Origin of the sequence: Acidovorax sp. Root402 (assembly GCF_001425125.1) — a bacterium.
Lineage (GTDB): Bacteria > Pseudomonadota > Gammaproteobacteria > Burkholderiales > Burkholderiaceae_C > Acidovorax > Acidovorax delafieldii.
The window spans coordinates 378838-393598 of sequence record NZ_LMDQ01000018.1; the positions used below are offsets into that span (position 1 = coordinate 378838).

Annotated in this window: 11 protein-coding genes; 3 read left to right on the forward strand and 8 right to left on the reverse strand. The window is 65.4% G+C overall.

Annotated elements, in window-relative coordinates; translation table 11 throughout:
* Positions 1 to 33: 33 nt before the first annotated feature.
* Together ASC83_RS22155 and ASC83_RS22160 are read right to left on the reverse strand one after the other, a co-directional pair.
* Entirely contained in the window at positions 34 to 705 is a 672-nt protein-coding gene (locus ASC83_RS22155) for a glutathione S-transferase (RefSeq protein WP_056067637.1), read from the reverse strand.
* Complete coding sequence (locus tag ASC83_RS22160) at positions 702 to 1703, reverse strand: rhodanese-related sulfurtransferase (protein WP_056067639.1); 1002 nt, start codon at positions 1701 to 1703, stop codon at positions 702 to 704. Before ASC83_RS22160 ends, ASC83_RS22155 begins: the two co-directional genes overlap by 4 nt.
* A gap of 91 nt (positions 1704 to 1794) precedes the next feature.
* Between ASC83_RS22160 and ASC83_RS22165 the strand changes: the two genes are divergently transcribed.
* A complete protein-coding gene (locus ASC83_RS22165; RefSeq protein WP_056067641.1) occupies positions 1795 to 3423 on the forward strand; it encodes an HD family phosphohydrolase in 1629 nt (542 codons plus the stop codon).
* Positions 3424 to 3510: 87 nt separating this feature from the next.
* Here the strand turns inward: ASC83_RS22165 and ASC83_RS22170 are convergent, their stop codons facing one another.
* A complete protein-coding gene (locus tag ASC83_RS22170; protein WP_056067642.1) occupies positions 3511 to 4401 on the reverse strand; it encodes a LysR family transcriptional regulator in 891 nt (296 codons plus the stop codon).
* A gap of 113 nt (positions 4402 to 4514) precedes the next feature.
* Here ASC83_RS22170 and bla point away from each other — a divergent pair, with 113 nt between their 5' ends.
* Complete coding sequence (gene bla / locus ASC83_RS22175; RefSeq protein WP_056067644.1) at positions 4515 to 5429, forward strand: class A beta-lactamase; 915 nt, start codon at positions 4515 to 4517, stop codon at positions 5427 to 5429.
* Here the strand turns inward: bla and argA are convergent.
* The 4 genes from argA to ASC83_RS22195 all read right to left on the reverse strand — a co-directional run bounded on the left by argA (position 5426) and on the right by ASC83_RS22195 (position 9743).
* A complete protein-coding gene (gene argA / locus ASC83_RS22180; RefSeq protein WP_015014347.1) occupies positions 5426 to 6772 on the reverse strand; it encodes an amino-acid N-acetyltransferase in 1347 nt (448 codons plus the stop codon). The genes bla and argA overlap by 4 nt on opposite strands.
* 86 nt (positions 6773 to 6858) lie before the next feature.
* Positions 6859 to 7356, reverse strand: a complete 498-nt coding sequence (locus ASC83_RS22185; protein WP_056067646.1) for a hypothetical protein — start codon at positions 7354 to 7356, stop codon at positions 6859 to 6861.
* Between the two features lie 28 nt (positions 7357 to 7384).
* Complete coding sequence (locus ASC83_RS22190) at positions 7385 to 9397, reverse strand: AAA family ATPase (RefSeq protein WP_156379581.1); 2013 nt, start codon at positions 9395 to 9397, stop codon at positions 7385 to 7387.
* A 100-nt stretch (positions 9398 to 9497) separates the two neighbouring features.
* Positions 9498 to 9743 (reverse strand): hypothetical protein, encoded by a 246-nt coding sequence (locus ASC83_RS22195; protein WP_015014345.1) that lies wholly within the window; start codon positions 9741 to 9743, stop codon positions 9498 to 9500.
* Positions 9744 to 10102: 359 nt separating this feature from the next.
* Between ASC83_RS22195 and hrpA the strand changes: the two genes are divergently transcribed.
* Complete coding sequence (gene hrpA, locus ASC83_RS22200) at positions 10103 to 14248, forward strand: ATP-dependent RNA helicase HrpA (RefSeq protein ID WP_056067650.1); 4146 nt, start codon at positions 10103 to 10105, stop codon at positions 14246 to 14248.
* Between the two features lie 53 nt (positions 14249 to 14301).
* Here the strand turns inward: hrpA and ASC83_RS22205 are convergent, their stop codons facing one another.
* Positions 14302 to 14706 carry a GNAT family N-acetyltransferase gene (locus tag ASC83_RS22205; RefSeq protein ID WP_056067652.1) on the reverse strand — a complete coding sequence of 135 codons (405 nt, stop codon included), beginning with the start codon at positions 14704 to 14706 and terminating at the stop codon, positions 14302 to 14304.
* Positions 14707 to 14761 lie beyond the last annotated feature (55 nt).

A 14761-nucleotide genomic window follows, 5' to 3' on the forward strand; every position in this document is an offset into this window, starting at 1 on the left:
AGCACCGATCTCAAGCGGTCCAGTGCGACCGCTTCAGCCTGGCATACCGGTGCCACGCGGGAACGGTACGCCTTGTGTACCGTCAACCCATGGGGGCAGTTTAGGCATCACCTGGCCAAACAGCGGACTGGCCTGCCATTGCGCCAGCCAGGCCTGCAGGCGGGGCCACGGCTGTGCGGTCCACCAGTCGGCATCAATGCCTGCAAACTGCCGCACAAAAGGCGCAATCGCCATGTCGGCCAGGGTCGCGTGGGTGCCGAACAGGTAAGGCTGATGTGGTGAGAGATGGGCCTCCAGCGCACCCAACCAGGCCACGGCTTGGGCGTGTTCCGCGTCCATGTCAGCGTCCGGGTATCTGCTGGGGTACTTGCACCGGTCCAGCGCCTGCTTGAACGGGCCATCGCATTCGGCTATCAGCGCGAGCATGTCCTCCAGGCTGCCATGGCTGGGGGTGAGCCAGCCTTCAGGGTCGTGGTGTCGCAGCGCCCACAGCATGATGTCCAGGCTCTGCTCCAGCAGCTGGCTGCTGGGCAACACCAGCACGGGCACCGTGCCCTTGGGCGATGCCTGCAACAACCCTTGGGGCTTGCTTTTGAGCACCACCTCGCGCAGTTCGCAAACCTGGCCGCTCACGGCCAGGGCCAGGCGGGCGCGCATGGCATAGGGGCAGCGGCGGAACGAGTACAGGACGGGCAGGGCGGTCATGTTGTGCCATCCATGCCATCGTCCTCCGCGTGCTTGGCCACAGCGCGTGTGGGGCGGCCGGGTTGCTGCGCGCCGATGTGCTCTTGCCCACGCTGGCGGGCCAGCTGCATCTGCCGCTCGCGCTCGGCCAGGGCGCGTTCCTGCTCGGGTGTGCGGGTGCCGTGGCAATACGGACAGCTCACACCGGGCACGTAGTGCGGTGATTGCAACTCGGCTTCGCCCAGCGGCATGCGGCAGGATCGGCACAGCTGGTGGTGGCCCGGTGCGAGGCCATGGCCTACGGACACGCGTTCGTCGAACACAAAGCAGTCACCGTGCCAGCGGCTGGATGCTTCGGGCACGGTTTCCAGGTACTTGAGGATGCCGCCTTCCAGGTGGTACACCTCGTCAAAGCCTTGCGACTTGAGGAACGCGGTGGACTTTTCGCAGCGGATGCCGCCCGTGCAGAACATGGCTACGCGGGGCTTGCCAGCCAATACGCCGCCAGGCTGCGATTGCTGCGCCACCCAGGCCGGAAACTCTGCAAAGGTCTGCGTGTGCGGGTTGATGGCGCGCTCAAATGTGCCAATGCCCACCTCGTAGTCATTGCGCGTGTCCACCACCACCACGCCCGGGTCGTCGATGAGGGCGTTCCAGTCTTCGGGCTTCACATAGGTGCCGGCGTTGCGGGCGGGGTTCAGGCCTGGCACGCCCAGGGTGACGATCTCGCGCTTGAGGCGCACGCGCATGCGATAGAAGGGCATGCGCTCGGCCAGCGCCTCCTTGTGCTGCAGGGAGGCAAAGCGCGCATCGCTGCGCAGCCAGGCCAACACCGCATGCACGCCCTGTGGTTCGCCCGCAATGGTGCCGTTGATGCCCTCGGGCGCCAGCAACAGCATGCCGCGCACGCCATGGGCGTCGCACAGGGCCTGCAGGGGCTCGCGCAGCGCCGCAAAGTCCGGCAGGTCCACAAACTGGTAAAGCGCGGCGGTGAGAAAGCGGGGTGTGACCGAGTCCACGAATTGGGTGTTTTTGAAAAAGGAAAGGTGATGATAGCTGTCACCTTTCGTTACGATGCGGGGTTACCAACGCTGCTTGCAAGGTGGTCGCATGAGCAAGGAATCCACTCTCAATCTGTTCCGTCGGCTGGAGCAGCTCAACGGCATCGGCGCCGCGCTTTCGCGCGAGCGGGACATTGACCGGCTGCTGGAGAACATCCTGGAGGCCGCCAAGACCATCACCGGCGCCGATGGCGGCACGCTCTACAGCGTGACGGATGACCAGTCGGCGCTCAAGTTCGAGATCCTGCGCACCGACTCCCTCGGCATCAGCCTGGGAGGCACCACCGGCAAACCCATCGACCTGCCGCTGCTGCCCCTGCGCACGGCCGACGGCGGGCCCAATGATTCGCTGGTGGCGGCCCACGCGGCCATCCACGACCGCACGGTGAACATTGCCGACGCCTACAGCGCGGCAGGGTTTGATTTTTCGGGCACACGCGCGTTTGACCAGCGCACGGGCTACCGGTCGCAGTCGTTCCTCACGGTGCCGATGAAGAACCACGACCTCGAACTCATCGGCGTGCTGCAGCTCATCAATGCGCGCGACCCGGACACGGGCGAGGTCATCACCTTCTCGCAGGCCGACCAGAGCCTGGCCGAGTCGCTGGCCTCGCAGGCGGCCATTGCGCTCACCAACCGGCTGCTCATCACGCAGCTCGAACGCCTGTTCGAGTCGTTCGTGAACCTCATCAACCTGGCCATCGACGAAAAATCGCCCTACACCGGCGGCCACTGCCAGCGCGTGCCCGCTCTCACGATGATGCTGGCCGAGGCTGTGGATGCCACCCGCGAAGGGCCGTTGGCCGCGTTCAAGATGAGCGACCGCGACCGCTACGAGCTCAAGATGGCGGGCCTGCTGCACGACTGCGGCAAGATCACCACGCCTGTGCACGTGGTGGACAAGGCCACCAAGCTGCAGACCATCTACGACCGCATCGGCCTGGTGGACACGCGGTTTGAAGTGCTCAAGCGCGATGCCGAACTGGCCGCGCTGCGCCGCCAGCTGGCGTTGCGTCCGGTGGTGGATGCACGGGCTGAAGGCCAGGAGCTGCAGGCCCTGCAGCACGAGATCCATGCGCTGGAGGAAGACCGCGAGTTTCTGCGCCGCAGCAACACCGGCACCGAGGCCATGCGCCCCGAAGACCAGCAGCGTGTGCGCGATATTGCCGCCATGCGCCACTGGCGCAACCCGCAGGGTGTGCAGACGAGCTTTTTGACGGGGGAGGAGGTGGAGAACCTCACCATCCGCTCCGGCACGCTGAACCAGGCCGAGCGCGACACCATCAACTACCACATCGTCGCCACCATCAAGATGCTGGAGACGCTGCCCTGGCCGCGCCACCTCCAAAACGTGCCCGAATACGCGGGCGGCCACCACGAGCGCATGGATGGCAAGGGCTATCCGCGCGGCCTCACGCGCGAGCAGATGTCGCTGCAGGCCCGCATGATGGGCATTGCCGACATCTTTGAGGCGCTGACGGCCGCAGACAGGCCCTACAAGAGTGGCATGACCCTGTCGCAGGCGCTGGCCATCATGTGCAGGATGCGGGACAACGGGCACATCGACCCCGACCTGTTCGAGGTGTTTGTGCGCGAAGGGGTGTACCTGCGCTATGGCCAGCAGTTTCTGGATGCGGGGCAGGTGGACGGGGTGGATGTGGCGGCGATGGGATTTTGACACCGCTGCACCCCGTGCATCACGGCGTACTTTTGCTATGAAATTGATAGCTTCTGGCGAATGATCCACTAGCGCTACCGGCCAAAATCATCCCAATTCTTCAGCCCCGGCACCCACTGTGACGCTGGCCTGTGACATCAGCCAGTCCCGGAACGCTGCCATGGCCCCCGTGGTGGTGCGCGATTGCAAGCGGGTCAGCCAGTAGGCGCCCCGGTGCAGCTCTTGTGCAAAGGGCAGCGCCAGGCGGCCCTGCTGCAGTTCGCGCGCGAACATCTTCACTGGCAACAGCGCCATGCCCGCGCCCTGCGCCGCCGCCTCGGCCAGCGTCAGGGACGAGTCGAACACCGCGCCACGCACCACGGGGCAGGGCGCACCCGCAGCCTCGAACCAGGCCGTCCATTCGTCGGTGCGGTAGCTGCGCAGCAAGGGCTGGCGCGCCAGGTCGGCCATCGTGCGCAGGCCGTGGGCCAAGGCGGGCGAGCACATCACGGACATGGGCGCATCCATGATGCGGTCAGCCTGCGTGCCGTGCCAGGCCCCGTCGCCAAAGCGGATGGCGTAGTCCAGCCCTTCGCCCGCCATGTCCACCCGGTTGTTGTGCGTGAGCAGGCGCAGGTCCACAAAGGGGCAGGTCTGCTGAAAGTCGCGCAGCCGGGGCAGCAGCCAGCCCACGGCAAAGGTGCCCACGGCGCCCACGGTCAGCACCTCGCGCGGCCGGGTGTCGCCCAGCTTCTCCAGTGCGCGCTGCAGGTTGCCAAACGATTCCACCACCACCGGCAGCAGGGCCTGGCCTTCGTCCGTCAGCGCCAGGCCGCGTGGCAGGCGGCGAAACAGCGGTTTGCCCAGCCGGTCCTCCAGCTTGCGGATGTGCTGGCTCACGGCGGTCTGGGTCACGTGCAGCTCCTGGGCGGCGCGCGTGAGGTTCAGGTGGCGGGCCGAGGCCTCGAAGGCCCGCAGGGCGTTGAGCGGCAGGTGCATATTGCCAAAAGGTCAAAGTTTTTCTTGGGGCTTTTGGCAATTATTGTCGATGGTGCTGGGGGCTGAACCCTCGTATCGTTCGGGCCTTGTTCCCCACTACGCTTTCAATCGATATGCAAAGAAGACAGTTTTCCTTGGGTTTGATGGCCGCCACGGCCCTGCCTTTGTGGGGTTGCGCAGCCGTCCGCAACCCCGACCGCCGCGACCAGACCACCCGCGCCTGGAACGAAGCACTCGCCAGCATCGAACGCGCCGCCCAGGGTCGCCTGGGTGTGGCCATGCTCGATACCGGGTCGGGCCTGGCGCTGGGCTGGCGGCAGGACGAGCGGTTTGCCATGGCCAGCACCTTCAAGCTGGTGCTCGCCGGCTGGATGCTGGCTCTGGTGGACCAGGGCAAAGAGCGGCTGGATGCGCGTGTGCACTACGCAGCGGCCGACGTGGTGGCGTACTCGCCCGTCAGCGGCCCGCGCGCGGGCGATGGTGGTGGCCTGACGGTGGGAGAGCTGTGCGCAGCCACCGTGAGCCTGAGCGACAACACCGCCGCCAATGTGCTGCTGGCGCGCCATGGCGGCCCGGCCGGGTTCACCGCTTTCGTGCGTTCGATGGGCGACGAGGTCACGCGGCTGGACCGCACGGAGCCCACGCTGAATGAGGCGGGCGTGGGCGACCCGCGCGACACCACCACGCCGCTGGCCATGCTGCAGACCATGCAGAAACTGGTGCTGGGCAACGCGCTCAGCCCCACGTCCCGGGCCTGGCTGCAGCGCTGGCTGGTGGAGACCAGCACGGGCGACAAACGGCTGCGCGCCGGTGTGCCGGGCTGGAAGGTGGGCGACAAGACAGGCACGGCGGGCGACAGCGGCACGGCCAACGACATCGGCGTGCTGTGGCCGCAGGGCGGCGGCGCACCGGTGCTGGTGACCTGCTACCTCACGCGCTCCATGGCGTCGCCCGAGCAGAGGGATGCGGCGATTGCCCAGGTGGCGCGCGCCGTAGCGGCCGCGCGCGAGACTTTCAACCGTGCTTAAAGCTTCTTGACCAGCACCTGGCTCTTGCGGTCCCAGTTGTACTTGCGCTTGCGAGCGTCGGGCAGCCAGTCCGGGTCCACCGGCGAGAAGCCGCGCTTGATGAACCAGTGCATGGTGCGGGTGGTCAGCACAAAAATGCTGTCCAGACCCAGCAGGCGTGCACGCTGCTCGATGCGCTTGAGCAGTTTTTCGCCGTCGCCCGTGCCCTGGCTTTGTGGCGATACGGTCACGGCGGCCATCTCCGCTGTCTTGGCCTCCGGGTAGGGGTAAAGCGCGGCGCAGCCAAAGATCACGCCGTCGTGTTCGATGATGGTGTAGGTGGCGATGTCCCGCTCGATCTCGGTGCGGTCGCGCTTGACCAGCGTGCCATCCTTCTCGAAGGGTTCGATCAGCTGCAGGATGCCGCCCACGTCGTCAATCGTGGCCTCGCGCAGCTCTTCGAGCTTTTCATCGATGACCATGGTGCCGATGCCGTCGTGCACATAGACCTCCAGCAGCAGCGAGCCATCCACCGCAAACGGCAGGATGTGGCTGCGTTCCACGCCGGCCTTGCAGGCCTTCACGCAGTGCTGCAGGTAAAAGCCCGTGTCGGTGGGTTGCTGCGCCGGGGGCAACTGGGCCAGCAGCGCCTGCGCGGCGGCCAGCGGCAGCTCGGTGTCGATGGGGTTGTCGTCGCTCTCGGGCTCGGTGGGCGACATGCGGATGCCCTGCACCTCGGTCAAAAAGATGAGTTTGTCGGCCCGCAGCTCGATGGCCACGCTCGTGGCCACTTCTTCCATGCTCAGGTTGAAGGCCTCGCCCGTGGGCGAAAAGCCGAACGGCGACAGCAGCACCAGTGCGCCCATGTCCAGCGTGCGCTGGATGCCGGCCACGTCCACCTTGCGCACCAGGCCCGAGTGCTGAAAATCCACCCCATCCACAATGCCCACGGGGCGCGCCGTGAGGAAGTTGCCCGAGATCACCCGCACCGTGGCGCCCGCCATCGGCGTGTTGGGCAGGCCCTGGCTGAAGGCCGCCTCGATCTCGTAGCGCAGCTGTCCGGCGGCCTCCTGAGCGCAGTCGAGTGCCACGGAGTCAGTGATACGGATGCCATGGGAGTACTTGGCCGCATGCCCCTTGGCTGCCAGCTGCTCATTCACTTGCGGGCGAAAGCCGTGCACCAGCACGATCTTCACGCCCATGGCCTGGATCAGTGCCAGGTCTTGCGCAATGCTGTGCAGCTTGCCGGCCGCAATCGCCTCACCCGTCAGCCCGATCACAAACGTCTGGTTGCGGAACTTGTGGATGTAGGGCGCCACCGAGCGGAACCAGGGGACGAAGGTGAAATTGAAGACAGCGGACATGGAGAAAGGTGTTTGGGGCAGTGGTGGTAATGCGCGAGGAGCGAATGATAAGTGTCCTTAGCGACCGGGTGCGGGGATTTGCACGCTCAGCCAGGGTGACCGACGAACAGCGCTGCGATGCGGCTGCGCCAGCGTTCGGCATCTTCCCGCCGGTCAAACCCGCCCAGGTGCATGGGGCGCTCGCCATGCACTGTCAGGCGCAGCACATGGTAGGGGCCGTCTTCTGAGGTACGTTCCACCACCTCTGGTGGTGCAAAGCGATCAAACGCAATGTGCACAGTGCGGCCCACCAGCGGCCAGCGCGAGGTGCGCCGCACCTGGCGCCTAGCTGAGTCGAAATGTAGCGTCAGCACCCGCCCCAGAGCAATCGCCAAAAACAGCGCACCCATGGCGCAGGCCGCCACCACACACGCGGCGGCCAACAGCAGGTGCAGCCACGGCGTCCGGGCCGTGGCGTGCATCACAAAGGGAACAGGAATCAGGAACATGCCCAGCGCAATGGCGCCCACAAAGAGGCGCATCGGCACCGAGATGTGCTCGGCGTAGTGCAGCCCGTCACCGGACTCGGAAAACCCGCTGGCCATGTTGATCCTTGGTCCTTCGTGCTGGGTGTCACGCTAGCTGGGGTGCAGCGGACGCCGCCGCCCGCGCGCGAAACGCGCTGAGTTTGGCGCCAAAAGGCTCCAGCACCAGACCTTCTTCGGGCAAGGTGCCTGCAGCGTCCGAGGGGGCCTCCAGCGCAATGCCGCAGCCCTGGAGCAGCGCCACCATCTCCGCAGGGGCGATGGTGCCGTGTTCCAGCAAGGCGTCCACCGTGCGCCCCAGTGCCTCGTGGTGCGTGGTCAGCAGCGCCTGGGCGCGCTGGTATTGCTGCAGCATCAGCGTCTCGATGGCCTCGTTGCTCGGGCCGATGTCGGTGTTGACATGGTTGTCCATCTCCACGGTGACATCGGTGCGGGCCAGCCGCGCGCCAAAGCCATGGTGGCGGATGTAGCGCGCTGCCTCGGCCGTCACCTGCTTGAAGTCCTGCTCGGCCCCGGTGGTGCAGGCCATTTCTCCAAACACCAGCTCCTCTGCCACGCGGCCCGCCAGGCCTACGCACATCATGTCGAGCGCGTTCTGGCGCGTGGTGGCCTTGAGGCTGGAGAAGCTGTTGTAGCCGCCCTCGAACGAGGCAATGTTGATCTTCACCTCTTGCGGAGCGTGGCCGAACAACACGCAGTACGCCAGCCCGTGGCCTGCCTCGTGCACGGCCAGCAGGGCCCGAAAGTCTGCATTGGCACGTTGCTTGAGCCGGTTCAGCTCCAGCGTCACCGCAAACGCGGCCTGCACTGCGCCCTCCGGCCCCTGGCCCGACACCAGCAGGTGGCGCTTGTCGGGCGCCAGGTGAATGGCGAACTCCTGGTCCGTTGAGAGCTGCTCCTGCACCACCCATAACGCCGCGTTGACCAGGTTGGCGCTCAGGATCGCGTGCACCGACGAGAACAGTGGCCGCGTGCCCTGCGCAGGGAACACCGCGTTGGCATACAGCTCGCTCAGCACATCCTGCCCGATGGCAAACCGCACGCCACACTGCGCGGCAATATCGTCCACATAACGTGTGCACAGGTTATGGATGAGGCGCTCATACGTCGCCTTGCTGAACGACGGGTAGACCACATGTTCATTGCCCAGCCGTGCGATCTGCTCGGGCTTGAAGCGCTCGCCCAGCGCCTTCTTCACATCGATGAGCGAGAGCTTGCGCGTCAGGCTGTGAAAGATGTCGGCATCGGTGTCGCAGTCTTCTACACGCTGTGCGGTCTCGTGGTACATCTCGTCGAGGTTGCCACATACAAACACCAGCAGCTTGCTGTAGTCGGTCTCCCACGCATGGCTGGACTGCTGAAAGCTGGCAAACAGCGCCTGCACCTTGGCGGGCGGCCACTGCATGATGGCGGACAGCGGCTCCTGCAGCTTCAGCATGCGCTTGAGTTCTTGCGCATCCCAGGCGTCCAGCTGAAAGCGGTAGGGTTTCTTGCCTGCGCGGTCGTCATCGCCATCTTCGGCGCGCTCAGCCTCGTAGTGCGCATCGGCCAGCTTGCGCTCGATGTTGGACAGCGCGCTCAACGCGGGTGGCAGGCGCCCGTCGGACAGCAGCGTCCACACGTCCTGGTAGCGCTCCACCTTCACGTCGGCGCCCTTGGTGTCCACCGTGCGAAACCGCTGGAACTCGTCCAGTACCAGGATGCCCGGCATGCCCTCGTGGATACCCGAGTCGCCCAGCATGCCCGAGATGGACGAGCTGCGGTAGCTCGCGCCGTGGCTGAAGCCGTCCATCTGCACTTCCACAAACCGGTCGTAAAAGCCCAGCAGCTGGGCCAGCCGCCGCGTGAGCTGCGTCTTGCCTGTGCCGGTCAGGCCCCACAGGCAGACGATGACCGGCCGGGTGATGAGCTGCGGCAGCACGTACCAGGCGCGGATGGCATTGATCACGCGGTCGATCACGTCGTCGATGCCGAAAAGCTCGGCTTTCAGTTGCAACGCCGCGCGCGCCAAAGCCTGCTGGCGCTGGGCCAGCTCTGCGCTGCTGGCAACTGGCGTGATGGTCGCGGCTGTCTGGGCACGCACAGGGTGCGCTGAGTGCATCGGGGATGGATGCGCTGCCAGCGTTGGCGCACCGGCCAGCGCCGGATGCGGAGTGGGATGCCGCTGGTGTGGCGGCAGTGGGTTGTTGAAGGGATTCATGTCAATCGTTCAAAAAGGGGTTCTGGATCGCCTTGCGCAGGGCGACGTTGTCCGCACGGCGCTGGGCCCCACGGGTTCGGATGTGCTTGCCTGCCGCGCTGGACAGGCTGCGTTGGGCCAGCGCTGCGGCCACAGGGTTTCGGGGCGGGCCCGAGGCTTCGAGCTTCAGCACCAGGGGCTGCTTCATGCGACGCAGCTTCTTGATTTCACCCTGGGCGAAGGCCCGAGACAGTTTTTTGGCACTCATGGTGTGCACGTACTCCACAAACAAAAAAACCCGGCGATGGAGCCAGGGCTTGCGGAGCGCGTGAAAGAGTGCGCGGGTGCATTTGCCATGGCTGAACTGTGTGTGCACAGTCCAGCCGGGGCGGTGGACTGTGGTCAGACGGGTGCGGCGTAAAAGGCAGACATGTCGGGGACCTCCAGGGGTTCGTTCGGGCCGTGTGCCGAGGGTGGCGCTGTACAGGGGCTTGCGAAGAATGGGCGCGATTTTGGCGGCGCTGGCGGGTTTTGGCAACGAAAAGCGCTGAAAACGCGGCGAAATGTCGTACCAAAAGCACAGATGCAGCGCAGGGGGCAGGGTGCTGCTATCGATAATGCGGGCCTATGTCCTCTTCTGATCCGCGTTTGCCTGCGTCGTCCCGCGTTCCTGCTCCAGCACCCGTATCTGCACCCGCCGCGCCGCCAGCGCCGCTGCGCATCACGTTCCCCGAGTCGTTGCCGGTGTCGGGCAAGCGCGACGAGATCATGGAGGCCATCACCAAGCACCAGGTGATCATCGTGTGCGGTGAAACGGGGTCGGGCAAGACCACCCAGCTGCCCAAGATTGCGCTGGCGCTGGGCCGGGGCAAGTGCAATGCCAAGCCGGGACAGAAAGGGCAGCTGATTGGCCACACCCAGCCACGCCGCATTGCGGCCAGCAGCGTGGCCAAGCGCATTGCCGAAGAGCTGAACACGCCGCTGGGCGACGTGGTGGGCTTCAAGGTGCGGTTCCAGGACCGCTTGAGCCGCGATGCGTCCGTCAAGCTCATGACCGACGGCATCTTGCTGGCCGAGACGCAGACCGATCCGCTGCTCAAGGCATACGACACCATCATCATCGACGAGGCGCACGAGCGCAGCCTCAACATCGACTTTCTGCTGGGCTACATCCGCCAGATCCTGCCGCGCCGGCCGGACCTGAAGGTCATCGTCACGTCGGCCACGATTGATGCGGACCGGTTTGCCAAACACTTTGAAAGCGCCAAGGGGCCGGCCCCGGTCATCATGGTGTCGGGCCGCACCTTTCCGGTGGAGCAGCGCTACCGCCCGTTTGAAGAGAGCCGCGACTACGGTCTGAACGAGGCCATTGCCGATGGCGTGGACGAGCTGTGGCAGGGGAATGCGGCGGGTGACATCCTGGTCTTTTTGCCCGGTGAACGCGAGATCCGCGAGGCTGCCGACCACCTGCGCAAGCACCTGTCGCACCAGCCCGTGATGCGCAACGCCGAGGTGCTGCCGCTGTTTGCGCGCCTCAGTCAGGCCGAGCAGGACCGCATCTTTGACGGCCATACGGGCCGCCGCATCGTGCTGGCGACCAACGTGGCCGAGACCTCGCTCACGGTGCCGGGTATCCGCTACGTGATTGACGCAGGCACAGCGCGCGTCAAGCGCTATTCATTCCGCAGCAAGGTGGAGCAGCTGCTGGTGGAGCCCATCAGCCAGGCCGCAGCCAACCAGCGCGCGGGCCGCTGCGGGCGCGTGGCCAACGGCATCTGCATCCGCCTGTACGACGAGGCGGACTTCAACAGCCGCCCGCGCTTTACCGACCCCGAAATTTTGCGCAGCTCGCTCGCGGGCGTCATCCTGCGCATGAAGTCGCTGCACCTGGGCGATGTCACGCAGTTCCCGTTCATCGAGGCGCCTTCGGGCCGCGCGATTGCCGACGGTTACCAGCTGCTGGCCGAACTGGGCGCGGTGGACGACGCCAACGAACTCACGCCCATGGGCGTGGAGCTGTCGCGTCTGCCGCTGGACCCGCGCGTGGGCCGCATGATCATCGAGGCGCGCGACCGCAAGGCGCTGGACGAGGTCCTCATCATCGCCAGCGCACTGAGCGTGCAGGACGTGCGCGACCGACCCATGGAGGCACAACAGCAGGCCGACCAGGCGCACGCCAAGTTCGACGATGACAAGAGCGAGTTCAGCGGGTATCTGAAGCTGTGGAAGTGGATCAACGAGGCCCGGGGCGGGGCGCCCAGCCTGCCGTCGGCCCGCGCCCAAAAGGCCATGGCCGCGCAGAAGGCGCCTTCGCAGGCGTATCTGCCGGTGGCGCAGCGAAGCGGCGGGGGCAGCCCAGCGGCAGCGCCTCCTGCACCTGCACCTGCACCCGCTGTCGCCGCAGTGGCCCCGGCCGCCACCCACAAGCTCAGCAACCGCCAGTACGAGCAGCTGCTGCGCCAGAACTTCATCAGCATCCGCCGCCTGCGCGAGTGGCGCGACATCCATACTCAGCTGCTCACGGTGGTGACCGAGCACAAGTGGCAGATCAACACGCAACCCGCGAGCTACGAGCAGCTGCACCTGTCCATGCTGGCCGGGCTGCTGGGCAACGTAGGCTGCAAGAGCGACGAGGAAGACTGGTACCTGGGCGCGCGTGGCATCAAGTTCTACAAGCACCCGGGCGCGCACCTGAACAAAAAGCCCGGCCGCTGGATCATCGCGTCGGAACTGGTCGAGACCACGCGCCTGTTTGGCCGGGGCATCGCCGCCATCGAGCCGCAGTGGCTGGAGCAGATTGGCGGCCATTTGCTCAAAAAGCAGCTGCTGGACCCGCACTGGGAGAAGAAGTCCGCCGAGGTGGTGGCGCTGGAGCGCGCCACGCTCTACGGCATCGTGGTCTACAACAACCGCCGCGTGAACTTTGGCAAGGTGGACCCGCACGCTGCGCGCGAGGTGTTCATCCGCGAAGCCCTGGTGGGTGGCAACTGGGAGACGCGCCTGCCCTTCCTGGCCGCCAACCAGAAGATGATCGCCAAGGTGGAAGAGCTGGAGCACAAATCCCGCCGGCAGGACGTGCTGGTGGACGACGAACTCATCTACGCCTTCTACGACCAGCAACTGCCGCCCGAGGTGTGCAGCGGCCATAGTTTTGAGGCCTGGTACCGCGAAGAAAGCAAAAAGCAACCCGACCTGCTCAAGCTCACCCGCGAGGAGCTGATGCGCCACGAGGCCGCCGGCATCACCACCAACGCCTTTCCCAAGACGGTGCGCCTGGGCGGTGTGGACTGCGCTGCAAGCTATCTGCACGAGCCCGGCGATGCGCGTGACGGCATCACCGTGACCATCCCGCTCTTTGTGCTCAACCAGGTGAGCGACGAGCGCTGCGAGTGGCTGGTGCCCGGCATGCTCAAGGACAAGATCCAGGCCCTGCTCAAAAGTCTGCCGCAGCGCCCGCGCAGCCGCTTTGTGCCGCTGCCCGACAGCGCCACGCGCCTGGCCGAGCTGCTGGGCGCACCCGAGCGCTTTGGCATCGGCGGCCTGACCGAGGTGCTGCTCAAGCAGGTGCGCGACGAAACCTCGCTCGACGTGAAGCGCGCCGACTTCAAGCTCGACATGCTCAGCCCCCATTTGTTCATGAACTTCCGCGTGGTGGACGAGCACGGCCGCCAGCTGGGGCATGGCCGCAACCTGGGCGCACTCAAGGCCGAGTGGGGTGCCAAGGCGCGGGGCGCGTTCCAGGCGCTGGCGGGGCTCAAATTGGGCAGTACAGCTGCCGATACGGCGGATTTGAAGCAAAAAGCGCCGCAGGCGCTAGAGAATCATGCCCAGGGTGCTATCAAATCAGGAGTTAACGGGCCAGGCCCAGCGGCCAAGCCAGGCGGCACGACGCTTTCCACACCCGCTGCACCATCGACCCCTGCAGGCCAGCGCTACACCACCTGGACATTCGGCGAGCTGCCCGAACTCATGGAGATCAGGAAGGCCGGCCAGACGCTGATCGGCTTTCCGGCCCTGATCGACGGTGGCGACGCCGTGACCATCGAAGTCTTCGACGAACCCGAGGTGGCCGCCGCCAAGCACCGCGCGGGCCTGCGCCGCCTGTTTGCGCTGCAGATCAAGGACGCCCTCAAGTACCTCGAAAAGAACATCCCCGATCTGCAGAAGATGGCTGTGGCCTATATGCCCCTGGGCACGCAGGAAGAGCTGCGCACCCAGATCATCGACGTGGCGCTGGATCGCGCCTTTTTGCTCGACCCGTTGCCCACCGACGAATACGCTTTCAAGCGCCGCGTGGAAGAAGGCCGGGGCCGCCTCACGCTGATCGCCAACGAGGTCGCGCGCCTGGCCGCCACCATCCTCACCGAATACGCAGCCGCCGCCCGCAAGATCAAAGACACGAAGAACGCGCCCGACGCGACAGCGGACGCCCTGCAGCAGCTACAACGCTTGGTCCCCAAGAACTTCATCGCTGTGGCCCCCTGGGCGCAACTGGCGCACTACGCCCGCTACCTCAAGGCCATCACCCTGCGCCTGGACAAATACCGCGCCGACCCCGCCCGCGACGCCGCCAAGCTGGCCGAGCTGCGCCCGCAAGAGCAGCGCTACTGGCGTCTGGTCGCCGAGCGCAAGGGTGCAGTGGATGCCCGCATGCAAGAGCTGCGCTGGCTGCTGGAGGAACTGCGCGTGAGCTTCTTTGCGCAAGAGCTGCGCACGCCCCAGCCGGTCAGCGTGAAGCGGCTGGACAAGTTGTGGGCGCAGGTCAATAGTTGACTGAAGTTATCTCCGGCGGTGAGACGGTTGGTCTCACCGACAAGGACCGCCATTTAGTGCAGTAGCTCGAGCGAAGCGGTCGTGTGAAGCCGTTTTTGCATCAGTGCGCCGGTATGTTTCGTTTGATCTACACCCACAATCTCCTGGAGACCGTCCACCGTGACGAAACCGTTGCGTTTCCAAAATGCAATCAGGCTGGGGCTGGGAGGTGAAACATGGAGCAAGATCGTGTCAGAAAACTGGGCTAGCTCCTTGTCGAGAAGAAGAACAACGTCGTGCCCCAGACCGCGACCGCGAAAGTCTGCATCAATGAGCAAGAAGGAAATATAGGCTGGCGATTCCTTCGTCGCGGGTTTTTGGACCGCCACGATTCCGACGACCCGGGTTATTGCTTCCTTTAGCAACACTTCGTAGAAAACACTAGAACCCAGCGTTCCTTGGGTGAGGCCCTCGAGCACAACTCGACTATCCACTTGTCTCTCATCTCGAAAAAACAGCGGAATCTTCCGATGT